Annotated in this window: 18 protein-coding genes; 8 read left to right on the top strand and 10 right to left on the bottom strand. The window is 60.6% G+C overall.

The genetic code is table 11. The features are described from left to right. Window positions 1-31: 31 nt before the first annotated feature. From gyrB to dnaA, 6 genes are all read right to left on the bottom strand, one after another. Window positions 32-2116: a DNA topoisomerase (ATP-hydrolyzing) subunit B gene (gene gyrB, locus V9L18_RS00295; RefSeq protein WP_337345180.1), complete on the bottom strand. Its 2085-nt coding sequence runs from the start codon at window positions 2114-2116 to the stop codon at window positions 32-34. A gap of 393 nt (window positions 2117-2509) precedes the next feature. Beyond that, window positions 2510-3070, bottom strand: a complete 561-nt coding sequence (locus V9L18_RS00290; protein WP_337345179.1) for a DUF721 domain-containing protein — start codon at window positions 3068-3070, stop codon at window positions 2510-2512. Next, window positions 3063-4262, bottom strand: a complete 1200-nt coding sequence (gene recF, locus V9L18_RS00285; protein ID WP_337345178.1) for a DNA replication/repair protein RecF — start codon at window positions 4260-4262, stop codon at window positions 3063-3065. The genes V9L18_RS00290 and recF overlap by 8 nt, the downstream gene beginning before the upstream one ends. A gap of 45 nt (window positions 4263-4307) precedes the next feature. Continuing rightward, a complete protein-coding gene (gene gnd / locus V9L18_RS00280) occupies window positions 4308-5192 on the bottom strand; it encodes a phosphogluconate dehydrogenase (NAD(+)-dependent, decarboxylating) (RefSeq protein ID WP_337345177.1) in 885 nt (294 codons plus the stop codon). 130 nt (window positions 5193-5322) lie between these two features. Continuing rightward, window positions 5323-6447 (bottom strand): DNA polymerase III subunit beta, encoded by a 1125-nt coding sequence (gene dnaN, locus V9L18_RS00275; protein WP_337345176.1) that lies wholly within the window; start codon window positions 6445-6447, stop codon window positions 5323-5325. Window positions 6448-6973: 526 nt separating this feature from the next. Then, window positions 6974-8395: a chromosomal replication initiator protein DnaA gene (dnaA, locus tag V9L18_RS00270; RefSeq protein WP_337345175.1), complete on the bottom strand. Its 1422-nt coding sequence runs from the start codon at window positions 8393-8395 to the stop codon at window positions 6974-6976. Between the two features lie 468 nt (window positions 8396-8863). Here dnaA and rpmH point away from each other — a divergent pair, with 468 nt between their 5' ends. The 8 genes from rpmH (at window position 8864) to V9L18_RS00230 (ending at window position 14561) form a co-directional block, all read left to right on the top strand. Further along, window positions 8864-9001 carry a 50S ribosomal protein L34 gene (rpmH, locus tag V9L18_RS00265; protein ID WP_003800212.1) on the top strand — a complete coding sequence of 46 codons (138 nt, stop codon included), beginning with the start codon at window positions 8864-8866 and terminating at the stop codon, window positions 8999-9001. 40 nt (window positions 9002-9041) lie between these two features. Next, entirely contained in the window at window positions 9042-9452 is a 411-nt protein-coding gene (rnpA, locus tag V9L18_RS00260) for a ribonuclease P protein component (protein ID WP_337345174.1), read from the top strand. Beyond that, window positions 9445-9840, top strand: a complete 396-nt coding sequence (gene yidD, locus V9L18_RS00255) for a membrane protein insertion efficiency factor YidD (RefSeq protein ID WP_337345173.1) — start codon at window positions 9445-9447, stop codon at window positions 9838-9840. The genes rnpA and yidD overlap by 8 nt, the downstream gene beginning before the upstream one ends. Before the next feature lie 16 nt (window positions 9841-9856). Next, window positions 9857-10831 carry a membrane protein insertase YidC gene (gene yidC / locus V9L18_RS00250; protein ID WP_337345172.1) on the top strand — a complete coding sequence of 325 codons (975 nt, stop codon included), beginning with the start codon at window positions 9857-9859 and terminating at the stop codon, window positions 10829-10831. Continuing rightward, window positions 10831-11394, top strand: coding sequence for a Jag family protein (locus tag V9L18_RS00245; protein ID WP_337345171.1), 564 nt, complete (start codon window positions 10831-10833; stop codon window positions 11392-11394). The genes yidC and V9L18_RS00245 overlap by 1 nt, the downstream gene beginning before the upstream one ends. Before the next feature lie 21 nt (window positions 11395-11415). Further along, a complete protein-coding gene (gene rsmG / locus V9L18_RS00240; RefSeq protein WP_337345170.1) occupies window positions 11416-12066 on the top strand; it encodes a 16S rRNA (guanine(527)-N(7))-methyltransferase RsmG in 651 nt (216 codons plus the stop codon). An 89-nt stretch (window positions 12067-12155) separates the two neighbouring features. After that, window positions 12156-13223: a ParA family protein gene (locus tag V9L18_RS00235; RefSeq protein ID WP_337345169.1), complete on the top strand. Its 1068-nt coding sequence runs from the start codon at window positions 12156-12158 to the stop codon at window positions 13221-13223. Between the two features lie 66 nt (window positions 13224-13289). Beyond that, the gene (locus V9L18_RS00230) at window positions 13290-14561 is read left to right on the top strand and encodes a ParB/RepB/Spo0J family partition protein (protein ID WP_337345168.1); all 1272 of its coding nucleotides are present in this window, start codon (window positions 13290-13292) and stop codon (window positions 14559-14561) included. A gap of 5089 nt (window positions 14562-19650) precedes the next feature. Here the strand turns inward: V9L18_RS00230 and trxA are convergent. The 4 genes from trxA to murJ form a co-directional block, all read right to left on the bottom strand. Then, on the bottom strand, window positions 19651-19977 hold the full coding sequence (gene trxA, locus V9L18_RS00225; RefSeq protein ID WP_131132027.1) for a thioredoxin: 327 nt from the start codon (window positions 19975-19977) through the stop codon (window positions 19651-19653). A gap of 36 nt (window positions 19978-20013) precedes the next feature. Continuing rightward, a complete protein-coding gene (trxB, locus tag V9L18_RS00220) occupies window positions 20014-20970 on the bottom strand; it encodes a thioredoxin-disulfide reductase (protein WP_337345167.1) in 957 nt (318 codons plus the stop codon). 244 nt (window positions 20971-21214) lie between these two features. Next, the gene (locus tag V9L18_RS00215; protein ID WP_337345166.1) at window positions 21215-22774 is read right to left on the bottom strand and encodes an ABC transporter substrate-binding protein; all 1560 of its coding nucleotides are present in this window, start codon (window positions 22772-22774) and stop codon (window positions 21215-21217) included. A gap of 174 nt (window positions 22775-22948) precedes the next feature. Continuing rightward, on the bottom strand, window positions 22949-25060 hold the full coding sequence (murJ, locus tag V9L18_RS00210; RefSeq protein WP_337345165.1) for a murein biosynthesis integral membrane protein MurJ: 2112 nt from the start codon (window positions 25058-25060) through the stop codon (window positions 22949-22951). Between the last annotated feature and the right edge of the window lie 60 nt (window positions 25061-25120).

The raw sequence follows: 25120 nt of genomic DNA, 5'->3' as shown, positions 1-25120 counted from the left end.
GTCAGTTCTGGAATATCAGTCGGGAGTACCGCTAGATATCCAGGAACCTGACGTCCTTGGCGTTCTGCTGGATGAAGTTTCGGCGTGATTCAACGTCCTCGCCCATCAGGGTGGAGAAGATCTGGTCCGCAGCCAGGGCATCGTCCATGGTGACCTGCAGGAGGGTCCGGTTGTCCGGGTCCATGGTGGTGTCCCAGAGCTCGGTGTAGTCCATTTCGCCCAAGCCCTTGTAGCGCTGGATGCCGTTGTCCTTCGGAATGCGGCGTCCGGCTGCCTGCCCCGACAGCAGCTTGGCATCGCGCTGTTTATCGCTGAAGACGTAGTCGTGCGGCGCATTGGACCACTTGATGCGGTACAGCGGCGGCTGGGCCAGGTAGACGTAACCGTTCTCGATGAGGGGACGCATGTACCGGAAAAGGAGCGTCATCAGCAGCGTGGTGATGTGCTGTCCGTCGACGTCGGCATCGGCCATCAGCACGATCTTGTGGTACCGGAGCTTGCTGAGGTCGAAGTCCTCGCCGATGCCGGTGCCAAAGGCAGTAATCATGGACTGGACCTCGGCGTTGCCCAGGGCCTTGTCCAGGCGTGCCCGCTCAACGTTCAGGATCTTGCCGCGGAGCGGCAGGATCGCCTGGGTTTCCGGGTTGCGGCCGCGTTTGGCGGAACCACCTGCGGAGTCACCCTCCACAATGTAGACCTCGCACCTTGCCGGGTCCTTCGAGGAGCAGTCCGAAAGTTTTCCAGGCATGCCGAAGGACTCGAGCGGGCTCTTGCGGCGGGCGTTGTCGCGTGCCTTGCGGGCCGCCATACGGGCCTGGGCCGCGGAAATTGCCTTACGGATAACGTCACGGGCCGGACCCGGATTGCGCTCCAGCCAGTCGCCGAGTCCGTCTGTGACAACGCGCTGGACAAAGCCCTTGACCTCGGAGTTGCCCAGCTTGGTCTTTGTCTGTCCCTCGAATTGCGGCTCGGCAAGCTTGACTGAAATAACGGCAGTCAGGCCCTCACGGATGTCATCGCCGGTGAGGTTGTCATCCTTTTCCTTGATGATGCCCTTCTCCCGCGCGTAGCGGTTGATGAGCGAGGTCATGGCGGCGCGGAAGCCCTCTTCATGCGTTCCGCCCTCGTGGGTGTTGATGGTGTTGGCGTAGGTGTGGACGCTTTCGGAATACGCGTTGGTCCACTGCATAGCCATTTCCAGCGCGATACGCCGATCCTTGTCCTCGGTTTCGAAGGCAATCACGTCCTCGTGAACGACGTCGACCTTCTTCCCGGAGTTCAGGTGCTTGACGTAGTCCAGCAGGCCGTCGTCGTACTGGTAGACCACGGTGCGGTGCTCTGCGGTGACTTCGCCCTCGGTGACCACGGCGTCCAGGTCCAGGTCGCCGTCGTTGTCCTCCGGGGAGGTGCGCTCGTCGGTCAGGGTAATGCGCAGGCCCTTGTTCAGGAAGGCCATCTGCTGGAAGCGGGCCCGAAGCGTCTCAAAATCGAATTCAGTGCTTTCGAAAATGCCGGCATCCGGGTAGAAGGTCTGCGTGGTTCCGGTGTGGTCCGTCTCCTCGCCCTGGACAAGGCCGCCCTGGGGCTTGCCGCCGTCGGCGAAAGACATCCGCCAGACGTGTCCCTGGCGCCGGACTTCGGTGTCAACACGGCTGGAAAGTGCGTTCACTACGGAGATGCCCACACCGTGCAGGCCGCCGGAAACCGCGTAACCACCGCCGCCGAACTTGCCGCCCGCGTGCAGGATTGTCATCACAACTTCGACGGTGGGCTTGTGTTCGGTGGGGTGCATATCCACGGGGATTCCACGGCCATCGTCCACCACCTTGACGCCGCCATCGGCCTGAAGGACTACCTCGATGTGCGTGCAGTAACCGGCCAAAGCCTCATCTACAGAGTTGTCCACCACTTCATAGACCAGGTGGTGGAGGCCGCGCGGACCGGTCGAGCCGATGTACATGCCGGGGCGTTTGCGCACGGCTTCGAGGCCTTCAAGGACGGTAATGTCACTTGCACCGTATTCACGGGGGGTCACAGCGTCTGCCGGGGTGTCGGGGGTACGGGCATCCTCAACTGCGGGTTCCACTGCCTGGATATCTGTATTGTCGTTAGCCACAGGCGCTGTCGACTCCTCTGTTTTCGATGATGGCCGGCCGGAGTCCTTCCCCCAGGGAAAGCTTCGGCCAACAGGCACAAACTGATGGCGCTGGCGAGTTAGCTGACATGCGGAACCGCGATCCGCCAGCGGGAAGCGTGCGGAAAACGGACTCAGTCAACGTTTCACCGGCGCCCAGTTATCTGTTGCGATTCTATCGTGGATCGCGGCGTTCACCCGCATTCGGAGGGCCTCGGCGGCAGGCAATGTGCCTTTGTCAGGCCGTTGACCCCGCCTTGGGCGCCCCAGCGGTCCGGTCTCCGGGTGCCTATACACCCCACGGCCGTTGCATCGCCCTACACGCCCTTGGGCGAATATTCAATAGTCGACGACGGCGGCACGGACCTCGCAGGCTCACCCGTAAGTATCGCGGGGGCCGCGGCCGTTAACGCTTCGCCCTCCCTTGCGCCAACTGGGCGCCGACGGGCCCAGGACGTGGATGCTGGTCACCACGCCGTCACCAAGTTCGGTGCGGAACTTCTCGAGCAGGCTGATGCTGAGAAGGCGAAGCTGGGTGGCCCAGGCCGTTGAGTCGCAGCGAACGTGCAAAGTGGTGTCCGTAAAGCTCTCCGGTGTGCAGTGCGCGGAGATTTCCGGCCCCACAAGGGTGGCCCATTCGGCCATCACCGACCCGACAGCAACGGGCGAGGTCCAGCCGCGTTCGGCCACCAGGCGTCCCACCACCTTGCCGAGGCCCAGCGGATCACGGCCGGTGGAGTGGAACTGGCTAAAACCTCGGGTGTCCCGGATGCCGCCACGTTTTGTCTTGCCGGCACCGGCGGCGGGTGGTGCCTTGCGGCGGATCTCGCCGCGTGCCGCTGCTGCTTCGCGCATCCGATTCAGCGCCGCCTGCGGCGCGTCGATGTTGTCGGGATCCCGGCCGGGCTGGAGGCCGCCGTTTTCATCCTTATTCATCGATTCCTCCCGGGATGACCTTCACCCGCCGGCCGGAGAGTTCTTCCGGAATATCGGCGTCGACGGCGGCAGTCACCAGCACCTGTTCCGCACCGGAGACTATTGCCGCCAGTTTACGCCGCCGCTGGACATCGAGTTCGGCAAAAACATCATCGAGGATCAGGATGGGAGCGGACCCGCCCGTTCGGGCGTCGTCGAGCATCACATAGTAGGACGCCAGCCGGAGGGAGAGGCACATGGACCATGTTTCGCCGTGTGAGGCGTACCCCTTGGCCGGAGCCTCGCCCAGGACAAGTTCCAGCTCGTCGCGGTGCGGGCCCACCAGTGAAATGCCACGCTCAAGTTCCTTGCGGCGGGACGCGGCGAACGCCCGGACGTACGCTTCGGTGAGTTCTTCCACCGTCAGCGTCCGGAGGTCTTCCTGAACCGGTCCGCCCGTAGCGGACGGAAAGGCAGCACCCGGTGCTGCGCCGCCGTCGTCGTCCATCATGTTTTGCAGGCTTGAGCGGTAGGCGGCGTCGGCAACCTTTGAACCGTCCGTGAGCTGCGCATAGGCACTGGCCAAGTGCGGACGAAGCCGCTCTACCAGTTCCAGCCGGGCATGCAGCAGCTCGGCGCCGGCCCTGGCCATGTGCTGGTCCCACACGTCAAGAGTGGCTTCGTGGCCGGCGGTGAATTTGCCGGCCCTCGCAGATTTCAGCAACGCATTACGCTGCTTCAGCACACGGTCATAGTCGCTGCGGGTTGCCGCGTGCCGCGGAACCAGGCTGACCAGCAGCTCATCGAGGAACCGGCGCCGGTTGGACGGATCACCTTTGACCAGCGCCAGGTCTTCGGGGGCGAAGAGCACGGTCTGGCAGATCCCGAGGATGTCCCGCGCACGCACGGGATTGCTGCGGTTGATGCGGCCACGGTTTGCACGGCTGGCATTGATTTCCAGTTCGAGCACGGTGATCTGGCCTTCGCGGACCAGCCGGGCCCGGACCAGGGCACGCTCCGTACCGAACCTCAGCAGCGGACCGTCTGCGCTGACACGGTGCGAGCTGAGGGTGGCGAGGTAGCCGATGGCTTCCATCAGGTTGGTCTTGCCAATTCCGTTGGATCCCACCAGCACCGTGACGCCAGGTTCCAGGGCAAGGTCAACCTGGGCGTAACTGCGGAAGTCAGTCAGTGAGAGGTGTTCTAGGTACACGCGGTCTTCAGGATTCTCGAAACCCTCGGGTCCCGGGGATTGGAGCTATTTGGCAGGGCGGGTGGCATGCCCGCCGAACTGGTGGCGCAGCGCCGAAACCATCTTCATGGCGGGGGAATTGTCTTCCCGTGAGGAGAAACGGGCAAAAAGTGCTGCCGTGATGGCAGGAGCGGGCACTGCGTTGGCGATCGCCTCTTCGACGGTCCAGCGGCCCTCGCCGGAATCTTCTACGTAATCATCGATGGAGGCAAGGCCCGGATCTTCGTCAAGGGCCTTCACCATGAGGTCCAGCAGCCAGGACCGGACAACCGTTCCCTTTTGCCAGGCGCGGAAGGTCCCGGGAAGATCGTTGACGATGTCCTTGGCCGCGAGCAATTCATAGCCCTCGGCGTAGGCCTGCATCAGGCCGTACTCGATGCCATTGTGGACCATCTTCGCGTAGTGTCCGGCGCCGACCCCGCCCACATGCACAAAGCTGTCGGCCCGTTCGCCTTCCGGGCGGAGTGCGTCGAAGACCGGGAGGGCCCGTTCGATGTCGGCCGCGTCACCGCCGGCCATCAAGCCGTAGCCGTTTTGGAGGCCCCACACGCCGCCGGAGACACCGCAGTCGGCAAACCGGATGCCCTTTTCGGCCAGCGCGGCACCATGTTTCTGGTCCTCGGTGAACCGCGAGTTGCCGCCGTCGATCACCAGGTCGCCGGCGTCGAGTTTGGCCCCGAGTTCGGTGACGACCGCATCGGTGATATCGCCGGCCGGGACCATGACCCAGATAATCCGGGGTGCCGGGACGGCGGCGATGAGTTCGTCCAGCGAGGAAACATCGGTGACGTCCGGATTGCGGTCGAAGCCGGTGACGTCAATTCCACCCTTGCGCAGGCGTTCGCGCATGTTGAAACCCATTTTGCCAAGGCCGATCAGTCCGATATGCACGCTGGATCTCTTTTCTGCGCTGGTGGTGTGGCTGCGGGGACGTCATCCCAACTAGGTAGCAGTAGATGTCGTTTTGAACCCTCATAACGACATCTACTGCTACCTAGTTGGGTGGGAGGCTGGGAGGCTGCTAGTTGGGGAGGCGGACCGGCATGACCAAGTAGCGGTAGTCGTCCTGGTCTTCGCCGTCGACATCCGCCTGGGCCGTGATCATCGCTGGTTTGGGCGCGGTGGTGAAGGAGAACCGGACGTACTTGGTTTCAATGACGCTCAGCCCTTCCACCAAGTAGTGGGGATTGAAGGCCACCGTGATGTCCTCACCGGACAACTGTGCCTCGAGCTCTTCAGAGGCCTGCGCATCCTCGCCGGTTCCGGCGTCGAGGTGCAGCTGGCCTTCGGTGAAGGCCAGGCGCACCGGGGTGTTGCGTTCGGCCACCAGGGACACACGACGCACGGCTTCGACCAGTTCCTGGGTCTGCACGGTGGCGTGGATGGGTGTCGTGTCGGGGAAAAGCGAACGGATTTTGGGGTAGTCGCCATCCACCAGCAGAGATGTGGTGGTGCGGCCGCCGCTTTCGAAGCCGATGAGCCGGCTGTCGTCGTCCGCCAGGGCCAGGTTGATGTCACCGCTGTTGCCCAGTGTTTTGGCAACTTCATTCAGGGTCTTCGCCTTGACCAGCGCGCTGGTGGAAATTCCCGGGGTGACGGGCTTCCATGGGACTTCGCGCATGGCCAGCCGGTACCTGTCGGTGGCCAGGAGAGTAATGAGATCATCCTCAATTTCCATCCTGACGCCGGTCAGGATGGGGAGGGTGTCATCCTTACTGGCCGCGATGATGACCTGGGAAACAGCTTGGGCGAAAGCATCACCGGGAACTGTGCCGCTGATCGTGGGCAACGCCGGCAGCGGCGGGTACTCGGCTTCCGGCATGGTGGCTAGGTGGAAACTGCTGCGGCGGCAAGTAAGCGTGACTTTGTTGCCGTCCGTTTCCACGTCAACCGGGGCCGAAGGCAGGCTGCGGCAGATGTCTGCCAGGAGACGGCCCGATACCAGGATGGTGCCTTCCACCGCGATGTCAGCCGGGATCTCAAGCCGGGCAGAGGTTTCGTAGTCGAAACTCGAAAGGCTTACGGTGCCGGACTCAGCCTTGAGGAGCAGGCCTGAAAGGACCGGTACTGGCGGCCGCGGAGACAACGAGCGGGCTGTCCATGTGACGGCTTCTGCCAGGACGTCCCGATCGACTCTGAACTTCACGGAAGGGTGCCGCCTTTCATTGCTGCTGCCATGTCTGAACCGGGAACTCCATCGTGGAGTTCCAAAAGTGGGTGCCCCAAACTCCTGAACCTGCATGGTCCGTGCTTGCTGAACCACAAAGAAACCCGAGGATGGGAGCGCTGCTGACAGCTTAGCCGGAAGATCCGGGATTAACCCATCCCCGGCAAGGATCCCGGTTGTCCTGGGCCGCCAGGCCCTGGCAGGTTCGCCGTGTGGATCCAGATTGTTGTTTGAGGGAAATCAATTTTTTGGGATTAGTAGTGTTAATAACTGCTGTGGAAACTGTGGATAACCCCGTCTCGCCGCAGGATCCGGCGGTTAAGCCCTGTTCATGGACTGTGGGTGAAGCAGGTTTTAAACAGGGTGTGGATGGGGATAAGAATTTTGGCGGTTTCGCTGATCCACAGATGGGTTAAGGGTTTTAAGCCCATTAACCGCACTTGTCCCCTTAACTGTCCACAGGGTTATCCACATGCACCTGTTAATAAGGTATAGAGGCGGAGGGTCAGGAGTCGCGCTGCTGCTGTTTGATCCTGTTGGTGAGCTCGGTGACCTGGTTGTAGATCACACGGCGCTCGGCCATGAGTTCGCGGATCTTGCGGTCCGCATGGATCACCGTGGTGTGGTCGCGGCCGCCGAGCTCCTGGCCGATCTTGGGCAGCGACATGTCCGTGAGCTCGCGGCACAGGTACATCGCGATCTGGCGGGCCGTCACCAGTGTTCGGGTGCGTGACTTGCTGCAGAGTTCCTCCATGCTGAGCTTGAAGTACTCCGCCGTCTGCGTGAGGATCTGGCTGGAGGTGATCTCCTGGGCGCCGTCATCGGTGATGAGGTCCTTGAGGACCATCTCTGCCAGGGCAACGTCAACCGGCTGCCGGTTCAGGCTCGCGAACGCCGTGACGCGGATGAGGGCGCCTTCGAGTTCGCGGATGTTGCTGGAGATCTTGGAAGCGATGTACTCGAGGGCGTCGTCCGGCGCGGAGAGGCCCTCACTGAGCGCCTTCTTCCGGAGAATGGCGATTCGGGTTTCAAGTTCCGGCGGCTGGATGTCCGTGAGCAGGCCCCACTCGAAGCGGGACTTCATCCTGTCTTCGAACCCTGCCAGGAGCTTGGGCGGCTGGTCCGAGGTGATGACCACCTGTTTGTTGTTGTTGTGCAGGGAATTGAATGTATGGAAGAACTCTTCCAACGTCCGGTCCTTGCCTGCCAGGAACTGGATGTCGTCGATCAGCAGCACGTCCACGTTGCGGTACGTGGTCTTGAAACTCGCACCCTCGTCGTCGCGGATGGAGTTGATGAAGTCGTTGGTGAATTCTTCAGAGTTCACGTACCGGACACGAATGCCGCTGTAGAGGCGGCGGGCGTAATGGCCGATGGCGTGCAGGAGGTGGGTTTTGCCCAGCCCCGAGTCACCATAGATGAAGAGCGGGTTGTAGGCCTTGGCCGGCGCTTCGGCAACGGCCACCGCGGCCGCGTGGGCAAAACGGTTGGACGAGCCGATGACGAAGGTATCGAACACGTACTTGGGATTCAGCCGCCCGAACTCGTGGGAGGTGCTCGGCAGCATGGGTTGCGGCTTCTGCTCGATCAGCTGGTCGGACGTGAAGGACGGCTCGACGACGAGTTCCGGCTCCTCATGGATGGGCACCAGATCGGTGTCCACGTCGATGGCACAGCGGATGTCCTCAGAGAAAACGTTGTGCAGTGCGTCGTCCAGCGCATCTTTGACCTGCGTCTGCAGGACCTCGCGGGTGAGTTCGTTGGGGACGGCCACCAGAAGGGTTGAACCGATCAGGCCCTGGGCCTGGGCCAGGATGACAAAGCCCCGCTGCCGTGGTGAAACGCGGTCGTCCTGCTCCAGCAGGCTGACAACGCGCCGCCAGGAACTTCCGACAGTATTGGCGTGGTTGGCTTCGTCTACTGTCATCAATCAGTTCCTCAAAACTTGCTTTGCCTGCATTACCTGCAGCCCCAAGTCCGGAACCAGGATGCTGGTCCAGCTTCATCCACAGGGTTATGCACAGTCCGTGGATAATCGGCTACTGAGCCACTCTAGGGGATCAAAACGCCAGAAGATAGCTGGGAAGTAGCTTGTGGATAATTACACCCGTGTGGTTCTAAAAAGGGGCCTGTGAGCCAGTTCATCCACAGGCTGTTGTGGATGGTTAACCACAGCTGGGGACAAGGACCGCGGGCCGTCCCGGTTTGACTCTCGGGCGTAATTTGCCCTAACGTTGTGAAGTCCTTTGTGTCCGCTTTTTGGCCCCATCTGAATCTCTCAGACGCACCGCGTTCGAGCAGCCGGGGGAAGCGTGCATTACAAAACTTAGCGTCGGCCAGTTCTTCCCCTTTACTGATCGGGTGGGCGCACCTTTGATCCACTGGAGTAACTAACGTGAGCAAGCGGACTTTTCAGCCGAATAACCGCCGTCGAGCCAAGAAGCACGGCTTCCGCCTTCGTATGCGTACCCGTGCCGGCCGTGCCATCCTGGCAGCCCGTCGTGGCAAGGGCCGCACCGAACTGTCGGCCTAAATAACTGACTCGTCGGTTTACATTTCTTTGCGAGTTTAAGGTGCTGGCCACCCGTAACCGTTTGAGGACTGCATCCGATTTTTCAACAACCGTACGTTCCGGTGTCCGCAATGGGCGCCGGAACGTAGTGTTATATACGGCAGCTATCGCTGCCGACGAACCCAGCCGGATCGGGTTTATCGTTTCCAAAGGTGTCGGGAACGCTGTGGTCAGGAACCTCGTTAAGAGGAGACTGAGGGAAGCCGGTGCTGCCTCGCTACGCGAGTACGGTACCGGGTTCGCCATAGTGGTCCGGGCTCTGCCTGCGTCCGCGGCCGCCAGCTGGGATCAGTTGTTGGCGGACTACAACGCCGCGCTGGAATCGACGGTGAGCCGGTTGGGCAGCCGCCTTCCGCGGGCTGCTGTTAACGGTTCTACCGGTACAACACAGGAAGGGACACAGCGTGCATAACGTGACTGCCGCCGTCGTCCATTTCCTGCAGCCTGTTGCCGTCACCCTGGGCAAGGTCATCTGGAACCTGCCCCGCAACATCCTCATTCTGCTGCTCAAGGCCTATCGCAAGGTGATTTCCCCCTTGTACGGCCAGGTTTGCCGCTTCTTCCCTTCATGCTCGGCATACGCCCTTGAAGCAATCACTGTCCATGGTGCAGTCAAAGGGAGTTGGCTTGCCGTCCGGCGCCTCGCCCGCTGCCACCCGTGGAATGCCGGCGGCGTGGACCATGTCCCCGCCGGCCACCGGGAATGGCCTGAAAACCGGACCCCCACAATTGTTGTGCTGAACAACCCGGACAAGTACCTGGCTGCTCAGACTGATGGAGAAGGCCGCCTTGCGGCCTGACGAATAGGGATATCGTATGGACTTCTTTGAAACAATCATGTTTCCGTTCAAGTGGCTTGTGTCCATCATCATGGTGGGTTTTCATGAGGGCCTGAGTTCCATCGGCATGCCGGAGGCCTCCGGCTGGACATGGACGCTCTCCATCATCGGCCTGGTGCTGGTGATCCGTGCCGCTTTGATCCCGGTGTTCGTCAAGCAGATTAAAGCCCAGCGCGGCATGCAGCTGCTGCAGCCGGACCTGAAGAAACTCCAGGACAAGTACAAGGGCAAGACCGACCAGCTCTCCCGCCAGGCAATGGCGCAGGAACAGATGGCCATGTACAAGAAGCACGGCACCAACCCGTTCTCCGCCTGCTTGCCCATGCTGATTCAGATGCCGTTCTTCTTCGCGCTGTTTACGGTGTTGTCGGGTATCAGTACTGCCCGTGACAAGGGCCTCGGGATCGGGGCAATGAGCCACGAGCAGGTAGTGCAGTTTGACGACTCCACGATCTTCGGAGCCACGCTCTCCGCATCGCTCCTGCACGGCGGCGAAGGCAACCTGACCTCCGTCTGGATCCTCTCCATCGTGATGATCCTGGCCATGACGGCCTCGCAGTTCATCACGCAGAAGCAGATCATGGCCAAGAACATGTCTGAAGAAGCCATGGCCAGCCCGTTCATGCGCCAGCAGAAAATGATGCTGTACATCCTGCCGATCGTGTTCGGCGTGGGCGGCATCAACTTCCCCATCGGTGTGCTGATTTACTGGACCACCACCAACCTGTGGACCATGGCACAGCAATTCTTTGTCATCCGACGGATGCCGACGCCGGGATCCCCCGCCGCCAAGGCACTGGCCGAGCGCCGTGCGGCCAAGGGCCTGCCGGCCCTGCCCATCCTGGGCGGGAAGAAGGCCGACGCCGAAGCAGAGGCCGCCGCTGCCGCTGCAATCATCGAGGCCAAGGGTCAGCGCATTCAGCCACAACGCAAGAACAGGAAGAAGAAGTAATGTCAGCCGAGAGCACCGAACACGCCCTTTCCGACGAGGTCACCGAAGACCGCGACGAGTCCGTGAGTGATGCCACTTCCACGAAGGGCTCAACGGCCAGCCGCCTGGAGGAAGAGGGCGATGTTGCTGCCGACTACCTCGAAGAACTTCTGGACATCGCTGACATCGATGGCGACATTGACATTGAGGTCCGCAACGGCCGCACCTACATCTCCATCGTGGCCGAAGAGGAATCGGACAGCCTGGACAGCCTCGTGGGCGAAGACGGGGAGGTCTTGGAAGCGCTGCAGGAACTGACCCGCCTTTCTGTCCTGTCTGCCACCGAGAACCGTTCGCGCCTGGTGCTGGACATCAATGGCTACCGCCAGCAGCGTGCCGGACACCTTCAGAAAATCGCTGAGGATGCCGCCGCTTCGGTCAAGGAGACCGGCAAAGCCGTGGCCCTCGAGCCGATGAGCGCCTACGAACGCAAAATTGTCCACGACGCCGTAGCTGACCTTGGTCTGGTCAGTGAATCCGAAGGTGAAGGCGCTGGCCGCCACATCGTTGTATCCGCTGACTAGAGAATTGCTGAACAGCTAATCATGGTTGATATCACGGCAGCTGAACTGCTGGCCGCAGAGAAGATCTTCGGCGACCGGCTGGACCTCGCTAAGCGATACGTTGAGCACCTGGCTACCTCTGGAACGGAGCGTGGGCTCATCGGCCCGCGTGAGATCCCGCGGCTGTGGAGCCGGCACGTCCTGAACTGCGCAGTCATCGAAAGTGAGATCGCCCACGGGAGCCATGTTGCCGACGTCGGAAGCGGTGCAGGCCTCCCCGGACTGTGCCTCGCCATCGCCCGTCCGGACCTGGAACTGACCCTGATTGAGCCTCTCGAGCGCAGGGTGATCTGGCTCCAGGAAGTGGTGGATGACCTTGGCTTGGCCAACGTGACGGTCATGCGAACGCGGGCGGAGCTCGCCGTGGGGCATGTGAATGCCGATGTGGTGACCGCCCGTGCGGTGTCAGCACTGAGTAACCTGGCTGGACTCACCATTCCGCTGCTTGGCGGCAAGGGTGAGGTTGTGGCTATCAAGGGCCGCAGCGCGGGGGAGGAAATTGAAAAAGCCGCTAAGGTCATCAGGAAACTCGGTGGCGTCCAGACGTCCGTAGTCACGGTGGGTGAGCATCTCCTGGAGGAGCCCACCACCGTGGTCCGCATCGTTGTAAATAAGTCCCAAAAGATTGCCTAGCGCCGGGCCCCGGTAACCTTGGTCTACAGGGCGAAGCGGTTAGGCTAGACAACGGCAGCAAAAAGCTGAACGAGAGTGAGTGTGTCCCAGTGACCAGTAGCGAAGCCTCCACACAACGGATTCCCCCGTTTGTGTCTTTGGGGTCAGCACGATCAGTTGCTGGGCCGGGATACGCACCAGGACGGGGCGGAATTCACCCGAATCCGGTTGCTGAACTTGCAACGATGGCCGCTGTTTCACGTGAAACAACCACTTCCGGTAAAACCAATGTTTTTGACTCGATGGACGATTCCAGCCCGATCGCCCGTGAACTTGCCCATGAGACCAAGCGCAGGGAACGCCTCCTGGGCAGGGAATTGCCCAAACCCGAGAAGACTCGGATCTTCACGGTCTCGAACCAAAAAGGTGGCGTTGGCAAGACCACCACTACCGTAAACATCGCAGCAGCCCTGGCAGCGGCCGGCTTAAACGTCCTGGTCATTGACATCGATCCCCAGGGCAATGCTTCTACAGCACTGGGCGTCGAGCACCATGCCGATGTGGACAGTATCTATGACGTCCTCATCAACGATTTCCCGCTCGCCGACGTTGTGGCGCCGTGCCCTGATATCAGCAACCTGATCTGTGCACCCGCCACCATCCATCTCGCCGGCGCGGAGATCGAACTCGTCTCCCTTGTGGCCCGCGAACAGCGGCTCCGCCGGGCCATTGATGTTTATGCCAAGGCCCGAGCCAAGAACGGCGAAGAACGCCTGGACTACATTTTCATTGACTGCCCGCCCAGTTTGGGGCTGCTCACAGTAAATGCCTTCTGCGCCGCTGGCGAAGTACTGATTCCTATCCAGTGTGAGTACTACGCCCTCGAGGGCCTGAGCCAGTTGCTCAAGAACATAGAGATGATCCAGAAGCACCTGAACGCTGACCTGGAAGTCTCCACAATTCTTCTGACCATGTACGACGGCCGGACTAACCTGGCGGCGCAGGTAGCTGCAGAAGTTCGCCAGCACTTCCCGGACCAGGTATTGGGTGCGGTGGTTCCACGGTCCGTCCGGATATCGGAAGCGCCAAGCTACCAGCAGACCGTGATGACTTACGATCCTTCCTCCAGTGGAGCCCTGTCTTACCTGGAAGCCGCAGCTGAAATTGCTGAACGCTAGAATCTTCGAAAACTGCAACAACCGGAGCCGGGCTTTGTCAGGCTCTACCACTGGAGGGATTTATCCATGAGCGAAAAGCGACGGGGCTTAGGCCGCGGTCTTGGCGCACTCATTCCAAGTTCCGCCTCTGGCAGTGCGTCGGGTAACGGGGCTGCAGCGTCCCGGCCAGTGGATCTCTTCTTTCCTGAAGGCCGGAAAAAAGTCACCTCGGTTGAGGATGATGCCGACCGTACGCCGTCTGACAGGACGCCCGGTGTAGCCGAACCCGCGGCTGCTGATGCACAGGCTGAAACTGAGGCCACGCCCACGGCCAGGAAATCGGCCGCGCCCAAGACGGCGCCGCGAGCTACGCCTAAAGTTGAGGCTAAGCCGGCAGCTGCGAAGGAACCGTCGAAGCAGCGGACAGCCGCCGCGAAGACCAGCTCCCCCAAGCTTGCCGAGGACGAGGCCCCCGCCGGGACATCAGCTGCCATTTCCGAGGACACCCAGCAGATCGACAACGGTGTTGACTTGGTGGAAGTGCCCGGAGCGCGGTTCGCTGAAATTCCCGTGGGTGACATCCACCCGAACCGGAAACAGCCGCGTTCCGTCTTCGATGAAGATGACATGGCGGAGCTGATTCACTCAGTCCGCGAAATAGGCGTCCTCCAGCCAATTGTGGTGCGCACATCAACCGAATCCGGTGGTGAACCATATGAGTTGGTGATGGGTGAGCGCCGGTGGAGGGCTGTCCAAGCCGCAGGCCTGGAAACCATCCCCGCGATTGTCCGTGACACCACAGATGATGACCTTCTCCGTGATGCGCTGCTCGAGAACTTGCACCGCAGCCAGCTCAACCCACTGGAAGAGGCTGCGGCCTACCAGCAGCTTCTTGAAGATTTTGGCACCACTCACGAACAGCTTGCAGACCGAATCGGACGGTCCCGGCCGCAGGTCTCCAATACGCTCCGACTCCTAAAACTGCCACCACTGGTCCAGCGGCGTGTGGCGGCAAGTGTTCTATCGGCGGGCCACGCGCGGGCCCTGCTGGCTCTTCCCGATGCTGCAGCGATGGAACGCCTGGCGCAGAAGATCGTGGCCGAAGGTATGTCCGTGCGTGCTACCGAGGAAGCGGTCACTCTTTACCAGGACCCGGCGAAGCCAGCCAAGAACAACATTCCGCGCCCTGGCGCCCGTCACGAACGGCTTGATTACCTGGCTTCTTCACTCTCAGACCGCCTGGATACAAACGTCAAGATTTCGCTTGGAGTGCGTAAAGGACGCGTCAGCATCGAATTTGCAAGCGTTGAGGACCTAAACAGGATCATGGAGGTCTTGGCTCCGGGCCAGGACAGCTAAAATGATACGCATGAGGGGGCCTGTTTCACGTGAAACAGGCCCCCTTCTTTGTCTTCGTTTCCACGAGGGGGTGCGCAGTTCGTTGTGGGGAGCACCATGTCATTAGTGACTTCTTGGGTACCATTTCTAGGCCGCTGCACTCCCCGTGCTTGGTCGGGACCAAGGCCAGCCGGCGGAATCAGGTTGGACGCATATCGGGACGCGCTGAGTTGAAACTTATAGGATGCATTTTTAATCCAGCAGCATGTGTTGGTTCCTGTTCATCGTTCCGTCCGTTCACTGAGGCGCGATGGCCACAACGTTCGGGCGTCTTCTGTTGGAGTTCCAGGACCGCTTTGAGGTTTGTCTTCTATGTGAGTCCTTGACCTATTACGGCAAACAAAACGGGAAGCTCTCGAGATCAAGCGGATACATTCCGGAAGCGAGCCCAGAGTTCATCGAATCCGGACGTGAAAAGAGTCTTTCTAGCATGGCTTCCAACTTGGTGGCGCTATTGCTGGGACTCTCTGTGTCCTTTACGGTCGCGGCTCCTTCTGGGACACAGGGTTCTCATGTCGTGGAACCTGATCTCTGCGACCGTTCGTCCAGCGCATTGCACCGTGGGAGCAGAACGAGCCACAGTGTCCCCCTGTCGTTTCACCTGAAACGACACGGCTTCGATGCAGAGACTAGGGCGGAAACTTGCTCCCCGATGCCGGAAATCCCCGATGTTGGGTACGTCTAGCCTGGCGGCTACTTAGAATCTGGGCACATTGGAGTGCATGCGTTGCCTCGGCCCAGGATGCCGGCTCAGGCGTCAAAGCTTGCAACTGTACGTCAATAAGCTAGATCCGAACATAGAACTATTAGAAGTATCCGGGCCGCGGCCGAAGCATGCGCATTCCTTCCGTGAGCGGCAGATGATTGCCTTGGCCTTCCTGAGGGAATCTTATTTCGGCGGATTGTTTCACGTGAAACAGGACTACTCCAGCCGGAAAGTTCACAGGTCCGGACGGGCAGTGAACTCATACCCGCTCATTGTGGCACTGCGTCTGCTTTGCCCGTCTCTGAAGGCCCCCAGATCCATCACTACCCGTACCATCCAGGGCGCATCTGCGTCCCGGAGGCGGCCCGGGGCCACAGAGGGGGCGATATGAAGGTCCACCTCATTGGGCGGCCCAACAGCCGTGCTACGGGCCTCACGTTCGCTACGCCCCTCATGGGACCGGCATCGTGGGAAGAGGCTGAGCTGGCAACATACATAGCGTCGGAGCCCATGGCCACCATTTTCTGACGTCGGACACCTTGCTGCCCAAATTGATTCGTCTTCGGGGGGTCTGGGCAGGCTAGGTTCGGTCCTTGCCTTGGATCGTACTGAACCACGGTATGCAGAGGACTCTCTTGTTGAGCTATTCAGCAGCCTTCGTCCCGATGAACCCGAGCGTGGACACTCTATACGCTTCGGAACGGAAATCTCATGTGGAGGGAGCACGCCAGGCTGACAGTCCCCCACCCGGCGGCTTTGTCGGACCAGCCATGCACGTCATCGCCGATCTGCCAGGCCCTATCTCATCGCATTGTCGATCTTGGAGACTCGGTCCTCCACAATGGGCGATCGGTCCGGCAGTCCGGGACCAAAAACCTTAACGACGAACGATTCTTGCCCGCTGCAAATGCAGGGGAAGACATGGCCTCGGGGTGGGAGCTGATCGGCACTCCCCCTCCTTGAACGCCCTAGTCGGTTCACTACGGATCCCGTGGCGTTCCGTCGCCACATGGGGCTGGGCCAATCAGCAGGCAGGATTCAGTACCCCGACAACTATTGCGCCGGGCGAGCGTGGTGCAGGATTTGAACCGCCAATTGACAGCTGATCTCAACGACCGACGGAGCGACCGTACGAAGGAATGGAGGGGCTGCCGCTTGGAGGAGGAGGAGTTGGCTCCGGACTGGCGGCCCCGGAGCGCGTGACAACACAAGGCTGGAGGATGGACGTATTCGTCCGATTCCAGCCGGCCTGTCCCAGGTGGGGCGCGGAGCGGTCTTTGACTCCAGGAGGTACTCGGCGAGCTGTCCACTCCATGTGTCCGGACGGAAAAGAACTATGAATGCTACCGGTGAGGAGTTGGGCGTTGGTTCCCTGAAGGCCTGGCAGACGCCCTTAGACGAGAGGCTTGGGTCGACGTAGTCTGGGGACGACCTGTGTATTGTGCAGTGGATAACGCTGTGGATAACTTTGTGGATAGAAGACGGCCGGACATACCGCGAGCCACTTCGGTGTCGACGCCCCATTGGTTTTCTGGGTTCTCTTTGGCTGGTCCCTACTCACTGGACGGCGGCCTGTTTCACGTGAAACACACTAGGTTGTCTCGTCTCGGGCGGAAATACCGGGATATTCGCTTACTGGAGCTGATTTTCGGGCTTGAAGGGCCCCAATAGTAGCGCAGAAGTGGGGGCAATGGGGGTTCTGCTCAAGGGGACTTCCGCCAGCCCATGTCGGCGCTAGACAAGGAATGGCAGTCCTGCGTTCCTGTGATTAATTTCTCAAAGATCACCTTGTGCATAAGCCTGTGGATAATGATGTGGATAACTTCTGGGGATAAGCATGCAGCCTGTTGACAAACTGGTCTTCCACCGAGGTGGAGCCTCCAGCCTAACTGGTTCAAAGTCAGTGCTTTGTTCCGTTGGCGGAACGGTATGTGAGACGCGGGTTCAAGAATCGGTCACTGCCATGGAATGGATCACGGCATGCTTGGCGCGGCTTTCCCCTCCGAGTGCCTCAACATGGGTTCGACAGTGGAAGGTTGTTGCCTAAGGTTATCCACGCAACCAGGGCCCGATCGTCTAGTAAGACGAGTTCGCTGCTGAATAACCGACCGACGGAAGGCCGTGAATGGTTGAAGATCTGACCGCTACGTGATGTGGCCCGCTTTTGCGGGACTTGAGGCGTGGTGCCTTGCGTTCCTCTGGGCGGTAGCTGTTGAACGGCATAGCGGAGTCGTGCACTCGCCGACTGACGTCGGATACTTCTATGACGTTTGGGAAGTGAGGCTCTCAAGTGACCAGCACTGTTCATTTTGAGTACCCAGGTGCGAGTGGGTTTGGCGGCGCAAATTCGGCAGGTGCGTGTCTGGGGGTCTAGCCGCCGCAGCGACTGCTTTCTCCGTCATGAGTGCCTCCCGCTTTTGGTTCCTTACAGCCAAGAACGGCTAGGGTGTTTCACGTGAAACATTGCGTCCGTCCGGGCCACGGTCGTGGCGCCAACAGCAGCCAAAGGGCTCCCGGAAGCTCCGAGCCGGGCTGCAGGTCGCATGCACCGCGGCAGCAGCACTAGGCCGAAGGGGCATACCGGCAGCTAAGGCCGAAGGGCGTATCGGATGGCTGTCTGCTCTGTCCGGGAGCCAGCGTAGTGCCGACTGCCCCGGGCGTTGGGTTCGGCAAAGTGCAGGGCTAGGGCTATGCGAAGTAGTGTCAACGCACTTGCAAGCCGACATTGCCGACGAAGCCAGCCGACGAAGCCAATTGCGAGTTGAGGGGATAAGTGGATGTAGCCAAGCAAGAGTCGATCGTAGTACCGCCACGGTTGGCGTCTGCCACTGCTTGAGTCCTGTTTCACGTGAAACAGCCGGAAGGCGTCGTGGCCCTGGTGGCTTTGTCCTGGTGTCCTGGTGTTCTGGTTCCAAGGACATGATGAGCTGAGTAGAGGCGGACAGAATACCCGACGCGTTGTCCATTGGGTCGCTGAGCCCCTACGAAAATTCGCAAGTGGAAAAGAAGTGCGGCGTACTGCCGGGCGGCCGTACACGTGCCTTCGATTATTGGTGCCGGCGGACGTGGTGGCCTCTCGCGCGCAGTGGATAGGTCCTCCTCCCCGTCCACAGTGGCGATATGCCCGAAGGTAGCTTTCTAGAATCGGGCTGGCTTGCCTGGCTGAGCTAGTGCCAGATTAAGTAGGGCTATTCCGTAGCCGCCCAGAGTTTGCACCAAATGCTCAGGTAGTGGGCTCAAGAGACAGGATGAATCGATGGGGACCAGCCAGATTCAGAAACCTCGGCGACTGCGCCATGAGTTGCCCTGGGCCGCGCACTAGTGAATCTGTAGTCGTGGACTCCGGGGACGATGGCGTTATGGCGGGTGTTTCAGGAACCTGGACGCGCCCGTTGCTGCAGATCGACGTTCCGACACGGTCCCCTATCCCGAGGGGCCCAAGTCCCCTGTCCCGAGCGGCAGAGCCGGACTTTGCCACCGGACTTTGCGGCAAGCAACCGACCGTAACAGTAATCGCGACTTGCAGACAGATAGGGTGCACAACGGTCGAAAAGGGCGGTTTGATTCTCACAGTATGCTGGATGTTAGCCGTATCCGGTTGTTGCCATTGTTCCTTGGCGATCTTCCATTCTCTTGGCGGGTGTCGCGCAGCCAGAATTCAAGGGAATGTTGCACTGGATGTGAACCCGCGGATCATGTGCTCGTCCAATTGTGGCCCGCTGTATGCAGGAGGGATGACTCGCTATGTTTCACGTGAAACACGCTATTACGCCGACTGGCAAGGACCTCCGATGAGGTGCGCGAATCGTTCGTCCACGGGTCCCGCACGCGCTCGACAGCCTTGGATGGACTCGGAAAATGTCGCAGAGCACCGCGAGGAATCCACCGGCGACTATGAAGTCAAAGTATCGACTCGTGATGGAAGTGCGGCGCCAGGTCATTCTTTAGCTCAGCCCAAAGGAACTGATTCACCAGAGGTGTGATGATGACAGACCTGAATGGGCGCCCTCCATTGCATGCCGCACAGAGTCCATCTCTTGCCACTTCAAGGCCACAATGTTTCACGTGAAACAAGGGCTCGGAGCCGTGCCAACACAAGTCGAACTTCATCAAGTTTGCCCAGCGCTCCCCCTGTTGCAGGCAAGTCCAGAAAGTGACACTCAGGACGAATGGGGGAACAAACCCGATACGAATTAAACCAAAAATGGACACATAACCCAGCAGATCGCGGCATAAGTGGTGGACCTCAGTAACTTCAGCCGCTTAAAAGAGGATGGCCACCGCTTGGAAGCGGTGGCCATCCGGTTGGCGGCTGAGCGATGAGCCCAGTTCCAGCGAGAACCCTTAGGACAGAACGTCCGCGAATTCCTTCTCAAAGAACTGCTTTGGCTTGGCGCCAATCACCGTGTTCTTGACCTGCCCATCCTGGAACAGGTAAACGGCGGGAATGGATGTGATGCCATACTCAGCAGCGATGGCCGGGTTGTCGTCAACGTTGACCTTGACGACGTTCACTTTCTCGCTGTACTCCACGGAGATCTCATCGAGGATGGGGCCCAGTTTGCGGCAAGGGCCACACCACTCCGCCCAGAAGTCCACAATGACCGGCTTGTCCGCTGACAGGACATCCGTGCCGAAACTTGCATCAGTTACGTCTTTTGCGTTGCTCATAACCTTTTCTCTCTCTTCAAAGGGTGGATACGCGAATTAGGCGTGAAGGTCTGCGAGGTAGTGCTCTACATCAATGGCTGCCACACAGCCCGAACCGGAAGCCGTGATGGCCTGACGGTAGGTGGGGTCCACAACGTCTCCGGCGGCAAAGACGCCGGGGATGCTGGTTTTGGAGCTGCGGCCCTCGACGGCGATGGTGCCGGCGGGCGTGATATCCAAAGTGTCCTTCACGAGCTCAGTGCGGGGGTCGTTGCCGATTGCAACGAAGACCCCGGTGACAGCGAGGTCGGAAACGGACCCGTCCAGGAGGTTCTTGATTTTCAGTCCCGTTACCTTGTTCTCGCCAATGACGTCGTCCACGGTGCTGTTCCAGATGAAACTGATCTTTTCGTGGGCCAGCGCGCGGTCAGCCATGATCTTCGAAGCCTTCAACGAATCGCGGCGATGGACTACTGTGACAGACTTTGCGAACTTGGTCAGGAACAGCGCTTCCTCCATGGCGGAGTCTCCCCCGCCGATGACTGCAATGTCCTGGTCCTTGAAAAAGAAACCGTCGCAGGTTGCACACCAGCTCACGCCGTGGCCGGAAAGGCGCTTCTCGTTGGGTAGTCCCAGTTCACGGTAGGCGGATCCCGTCGACAGAATAATTGCGCGTGCCTGGAATGTTTCACCCGTGGCGATCGTGACGGTCTTGACATCGCCCTCAAGCTGCAGTGCGGTGACATCCTCGAACTGGATCTCCGTACCGAACCGCGCCGCCTGCTTCTCGAAGTTCTCCATGAGGTCCGGGCCCATGATGCCCTCGGGGAAGCCCGGATAGTTCTCAACGTCGGTAGTGTTCATCAGTTCTCCGCCAGCGGTGACGGAGCCCGCCAGAAGCAAGGGCTTGAGGTTGGCACGCGCCGTGTAGACGGCGGCCGTGTAGCCAGCCGGGCCCGAGCCGACGATGATGACATCACGTACTTCGGACGCGGTGTTTTCTGCGTTGCTCACTGAACGGTGAACCTCTTCCTTAATTGATGCGCCACCCCGTGGAGGTGGCCACATGGCACAACTGAATCGCATTGCTGAATATTCCGGGCGCCGGTAAACGAAGGAACCATCCGGTAACGATGCAAAGTCACCTCAACAACGACGCCATACCAGATTACCGTCTGCAGACAGCAGAGCCGCGCCTGTTACCCCAAGAGTGAAGGGGAACTGGCGCGGCTCGACTGCAACGACAAGAACGCGTGAACTATTGGATTTTGATTTCGGCAAGACGGATGCCGTAGCCATATCGCGTCTTAGGCGCAGCCAGCTTGGGCAAAGACTTGATGGACACAATGACGTACTGGGCGTCAACAGGTTCAGCGAGGGGCATGGTCAGATCGGTGGAGGTGAAGCTGTTGGTCCCCACCTGCTTGGCGCCATCCAATGATGGCCGGTCGTTCGTGAACACGCTGATGTTACCGCCGGATGCTCCCAGCTGGGTCAGCGTGATAGAAGAAACAGTGGCCGGGCTCTTCAGCTTAATGAACAGCGGCACACCGTCAGGAGCTAGCCCGCCCCATCCCTCAGTGGCAAACTCCATGTCAGACCAGTAACTGGCGGCATTGCCATCAAACGCTTTCACCAGGTCCACATCGTAGGTGGCGGCAAAATCGAAATTACCCTGGCGGGTAATGCCCTCGATGGCGGGAGGTGCAGCTGGCGCAGTCGAAGTAGCGGTCGGGTTGGCCGGACCGGATTCCGAAGGAGCCGCGTTTGAGCCAGTGGCAGTGGTGTTTGCCTGTGGATCAGAGCGGAACAGGCTTCCCAGATTGGTCACAGCGAAGACGAGTCCAGCAATGAGGACCACGGCGAGCAGGCCCCCGACCAGCCAGCGCATGGAGCGGGGCTCGCGCTCGGGCTCGTCGTCGTCGTAGTAGGTTTCGGGTTCGTCTGCGGGGGCGGAGGATGTCGCTGCCGCTGCGGGCGCAGCAGAACGGGCAAAAGCGGGGAACTTCCCAGAGGAACGATCCGCCTGGCGGGGTGCGGCGGTCGCTGCCGGCTCATCATAGGCGGCTTCCTGTTGGTCCGTACCGTAGTTGTAGTCCTCTTCATTCCACAGGGAGACCTTGGGTGAGGCCGCGCTGGTGCTGTTCGCGGAACCGGAGCCCCCGGCTACCGGCACATTGGGCTGCCGGCCGTTCGGCTGGAGCGGCTGTGGGGAGGTGACATGCTGGGACGCGGCTCCGGAAGCGGCAACGCCGGCGGCAGCAGCGCCGGCCGCTCCAGCGGCCGCGCCAGCAGCAGGGGACGAAGCGGGCCGGGCGGGCGGCTTAGGCGGAACCACCGGCTGGTTGGCCCGGTAAGGGTCGACCTGGCTTGGGTGATCATCCGAATACTTGATGTAGCCGGCGTCGACGTTCTCTTCGTCGTCGTACGGTTCCGGTTCATGTGACCGTGCCTGGCCAAAGATTTCACTTCCGAGCGTATCCGTGAAAAACGGCTCTACGTACGGCGGGTTGGAGGCGACCACAAGGTCCAGCAGGTCTGCGGCGGAAGTGTGATTGGTGATCAGGTAGGTGGCTGCCTCCGTGACACCAAGATCAAGGACCTGGACGGTGCCGGGCCGTTCACCGGTGGCAACTTCACGGGCACTCTGGGCAACCTGCTCGGTATTTTCCGGGCCGGCGACCAGAATGCTGACTGGACGGTTGAGAACCTGGTCCACCCCGTCCAGCACCAGATCCTGGTCGTGTGAAGTCAATACCGTGGCTGTGACCTTGTAGCGGCCGCCGAGTACTGATCCAACATCGATCGGGTGGGACACGTGTTCCTCCTAGACTGTCCGGGAAATTGCCGGCTTGTGGATGGTGCCACTGCCGTTCCAGGGCCTGCCGGCGGGCCGGCTGACGCTTGACTGCAACAACCCTTGTTCACTTTCGATCCTAGCCGATGGGCTGTGGCGGCCGGTGGAGACAGGCAGCTGATAACCCCGGCTATGTCACTTTTTTCGTGGCCGTCGCGGCTTGAAGTGGGGGTTCTGCCCCGCTGGCCCTTGGAAGGTCCGCCGGCCGGGCAACGGGATCTCGTCCCGCAGCAGGCCCCGCCTGGCTGTGCCGGGCACGTCTTCCGCCGGCAAGTATCCACCGCCGGATCCGTCGTCGGAGTCGGCTGGAGGAGGAACGGCGTGGGGGGCGTGGTCCCGTGACGGCTCCGGCACTGGCCCCGCCCGGAAAGAGACGGCGTCAAACTCGCCGGAAATCCGGGGAATCAGGCCGGTGTCCACCGAGACCGTGGCGCGTTCCGGCGTCGGACGTCCCGTTCCGGAGTGGGCTCCCCCTGAACCGGACGACGGCGGCGTCTCCGGACCGGAGTCAGTGGGAGCGGCGGACTTGGACCGACCAAGGCGTCCCAGCAGCGGGCGGAGAAGGTCGCGCAACTCCGAGACATGGAAGATCTTGAGCAGGAAAACGTAGACCACCAGCATGATGGGTCCGACGACGATGAGGGTCACCAGTGCGGTTGCCTGGTTGGTCCAGGCAAAGCCGTCCGGGCTGTAACTGCCCATCAGCCATAACGCGCCGGCGCCCGCAACGGCGGATCCCAGCGCGGCGTACCCCATCCGGATATACGAATTGGCAATCCGCGGACCGTCGAGGTGTCCCAGCAGCCGGCGCAGGAAATAGGCGCTGATCACCACCGAGAGGATGTTGCCCACCATATAGAGGATGGCGATGGCGTAGATGATCTGGCCGACGGGCAGGAACTGGATGGCGAAGGCGCCCACAACATAGACAAGGGCCAGCAGGAGCTGAATATAGAACGGTGTGCGTGCATCTTCATTGGCGTAGAAGACACGGGACATCATGAAGTTTGCGCTCATAAAGGGCGTGCTGAGGGCCAGGAGCGTGAGCGTCTGGGCCAGCATCACGCCGTCCTGCCGGGGGCCGCCCGAGAAGAACATGCCCAGCGGTCCCGCCAGGGCGAAGAGGGCCAGCGCGCCAAAAACAGTGGCGACAGCCATGGTTCGCAGTCCGTGGGAAAGGGCATCACGGAGCTCGTCCCGGTTGCCGTCCTGGGAGGCCCGGGTCATCCGGTTGAACAGGACTGTGGCCAGCGAAATGGCAATGATGGAGTGCGGCAGCAGGTACAGCTGGCTGGCCACCTCCAGCACGGCGTTGCCGGGCAGCATGGCGGCAGCCGGATCACCGGCAGCCTGAAGCCTGAGCCGCTCGGCTCCGGGAATTGTGGCGATACGCATGACATACAGGAAGGCGAGCTGCCCGACGGCGGCCGTCAGCAGTGTCCACACGCTGAGTTTTGCCGCCTGGCCAAGTCCTACTCCCCGCCAGCCGAACCGCGGACGCAGCTTGAGCTTTAGACGGAATACCGGCACCAGCAGGATCGCGGTCTGGGCCACCACGCCAATGGTGGAAAACCCCGCCACAAGAAGGGTCTGCGAAGAACCCCAGTTTTCCAGCGTGTGCGGGTTGGCAATGTTGGCCCCAAAGATCCAAATGAACATTCCCAGGCCAGCGACGGCCACGAGGTTGTTCAGGATGGGTGCCCACATGGCAGGGCCAAAGGCTCCGTTGGCGTTAAGGACCTGGGTGAGCAGCGCGTACAGGCCGTAGAAGAAGATCTGTGGCAGGCACCAGAACGCGAAAGCCACCGCCAGCGACTTCTGCTGTGGCGAGTAACCCTGCGTGGTCAGTTCAATTACCCATGGGGCTGCAAGGGTCACCAGGGCCGTGAGCCCCAGCAGCAGGAGCACAGCCAGGGTCAGCAGCCGGCTGATGTAGTCCGCTCCCCTGTCCGGCGCTTTGCTTGCCTTGATGATCTGGGGCACCAGTACGGCGTTAAAAACGCCACCCGCAACCAGCAGGAAGATCAGGTTGGGAAGGTTGTTCGCGTTGATGAAAGTGTCGTTAACAGTGGACCCGAGTCCAAGGGCAATGCCGAGCATCCAGGTCTTGCCGAACCCCAGGAAGCGGGAAATCAGCGTACCGGCGGCCATGATGGCACTGGAGCGCGTTTCGCTGGGTTGGACGGCAGCAGGCTCGGCTTCACCGGCATTGCCTGTGTTGTCGGAGGGGAAGTTGGTAGCGGACATCGACTTCATCGTCTCACCCGGAAGCCGATATTGCCGCAACGCAGCGGGAAGCCGCGGCCG

Source organism: Pseudarthrobacter sp. CCNWLW217, assembly GCF_037203985.1.
Taxonomy (GTDB): Bacteria; Actinomycetota; Actinomycetes; order Actinomycetales; family Micrococcaceae; genus Arthrobacter.
Note: the sequence above shows the minus strand (reverse complement) of the source record. Positions and strands in the feature narration are given on the sequence as shown.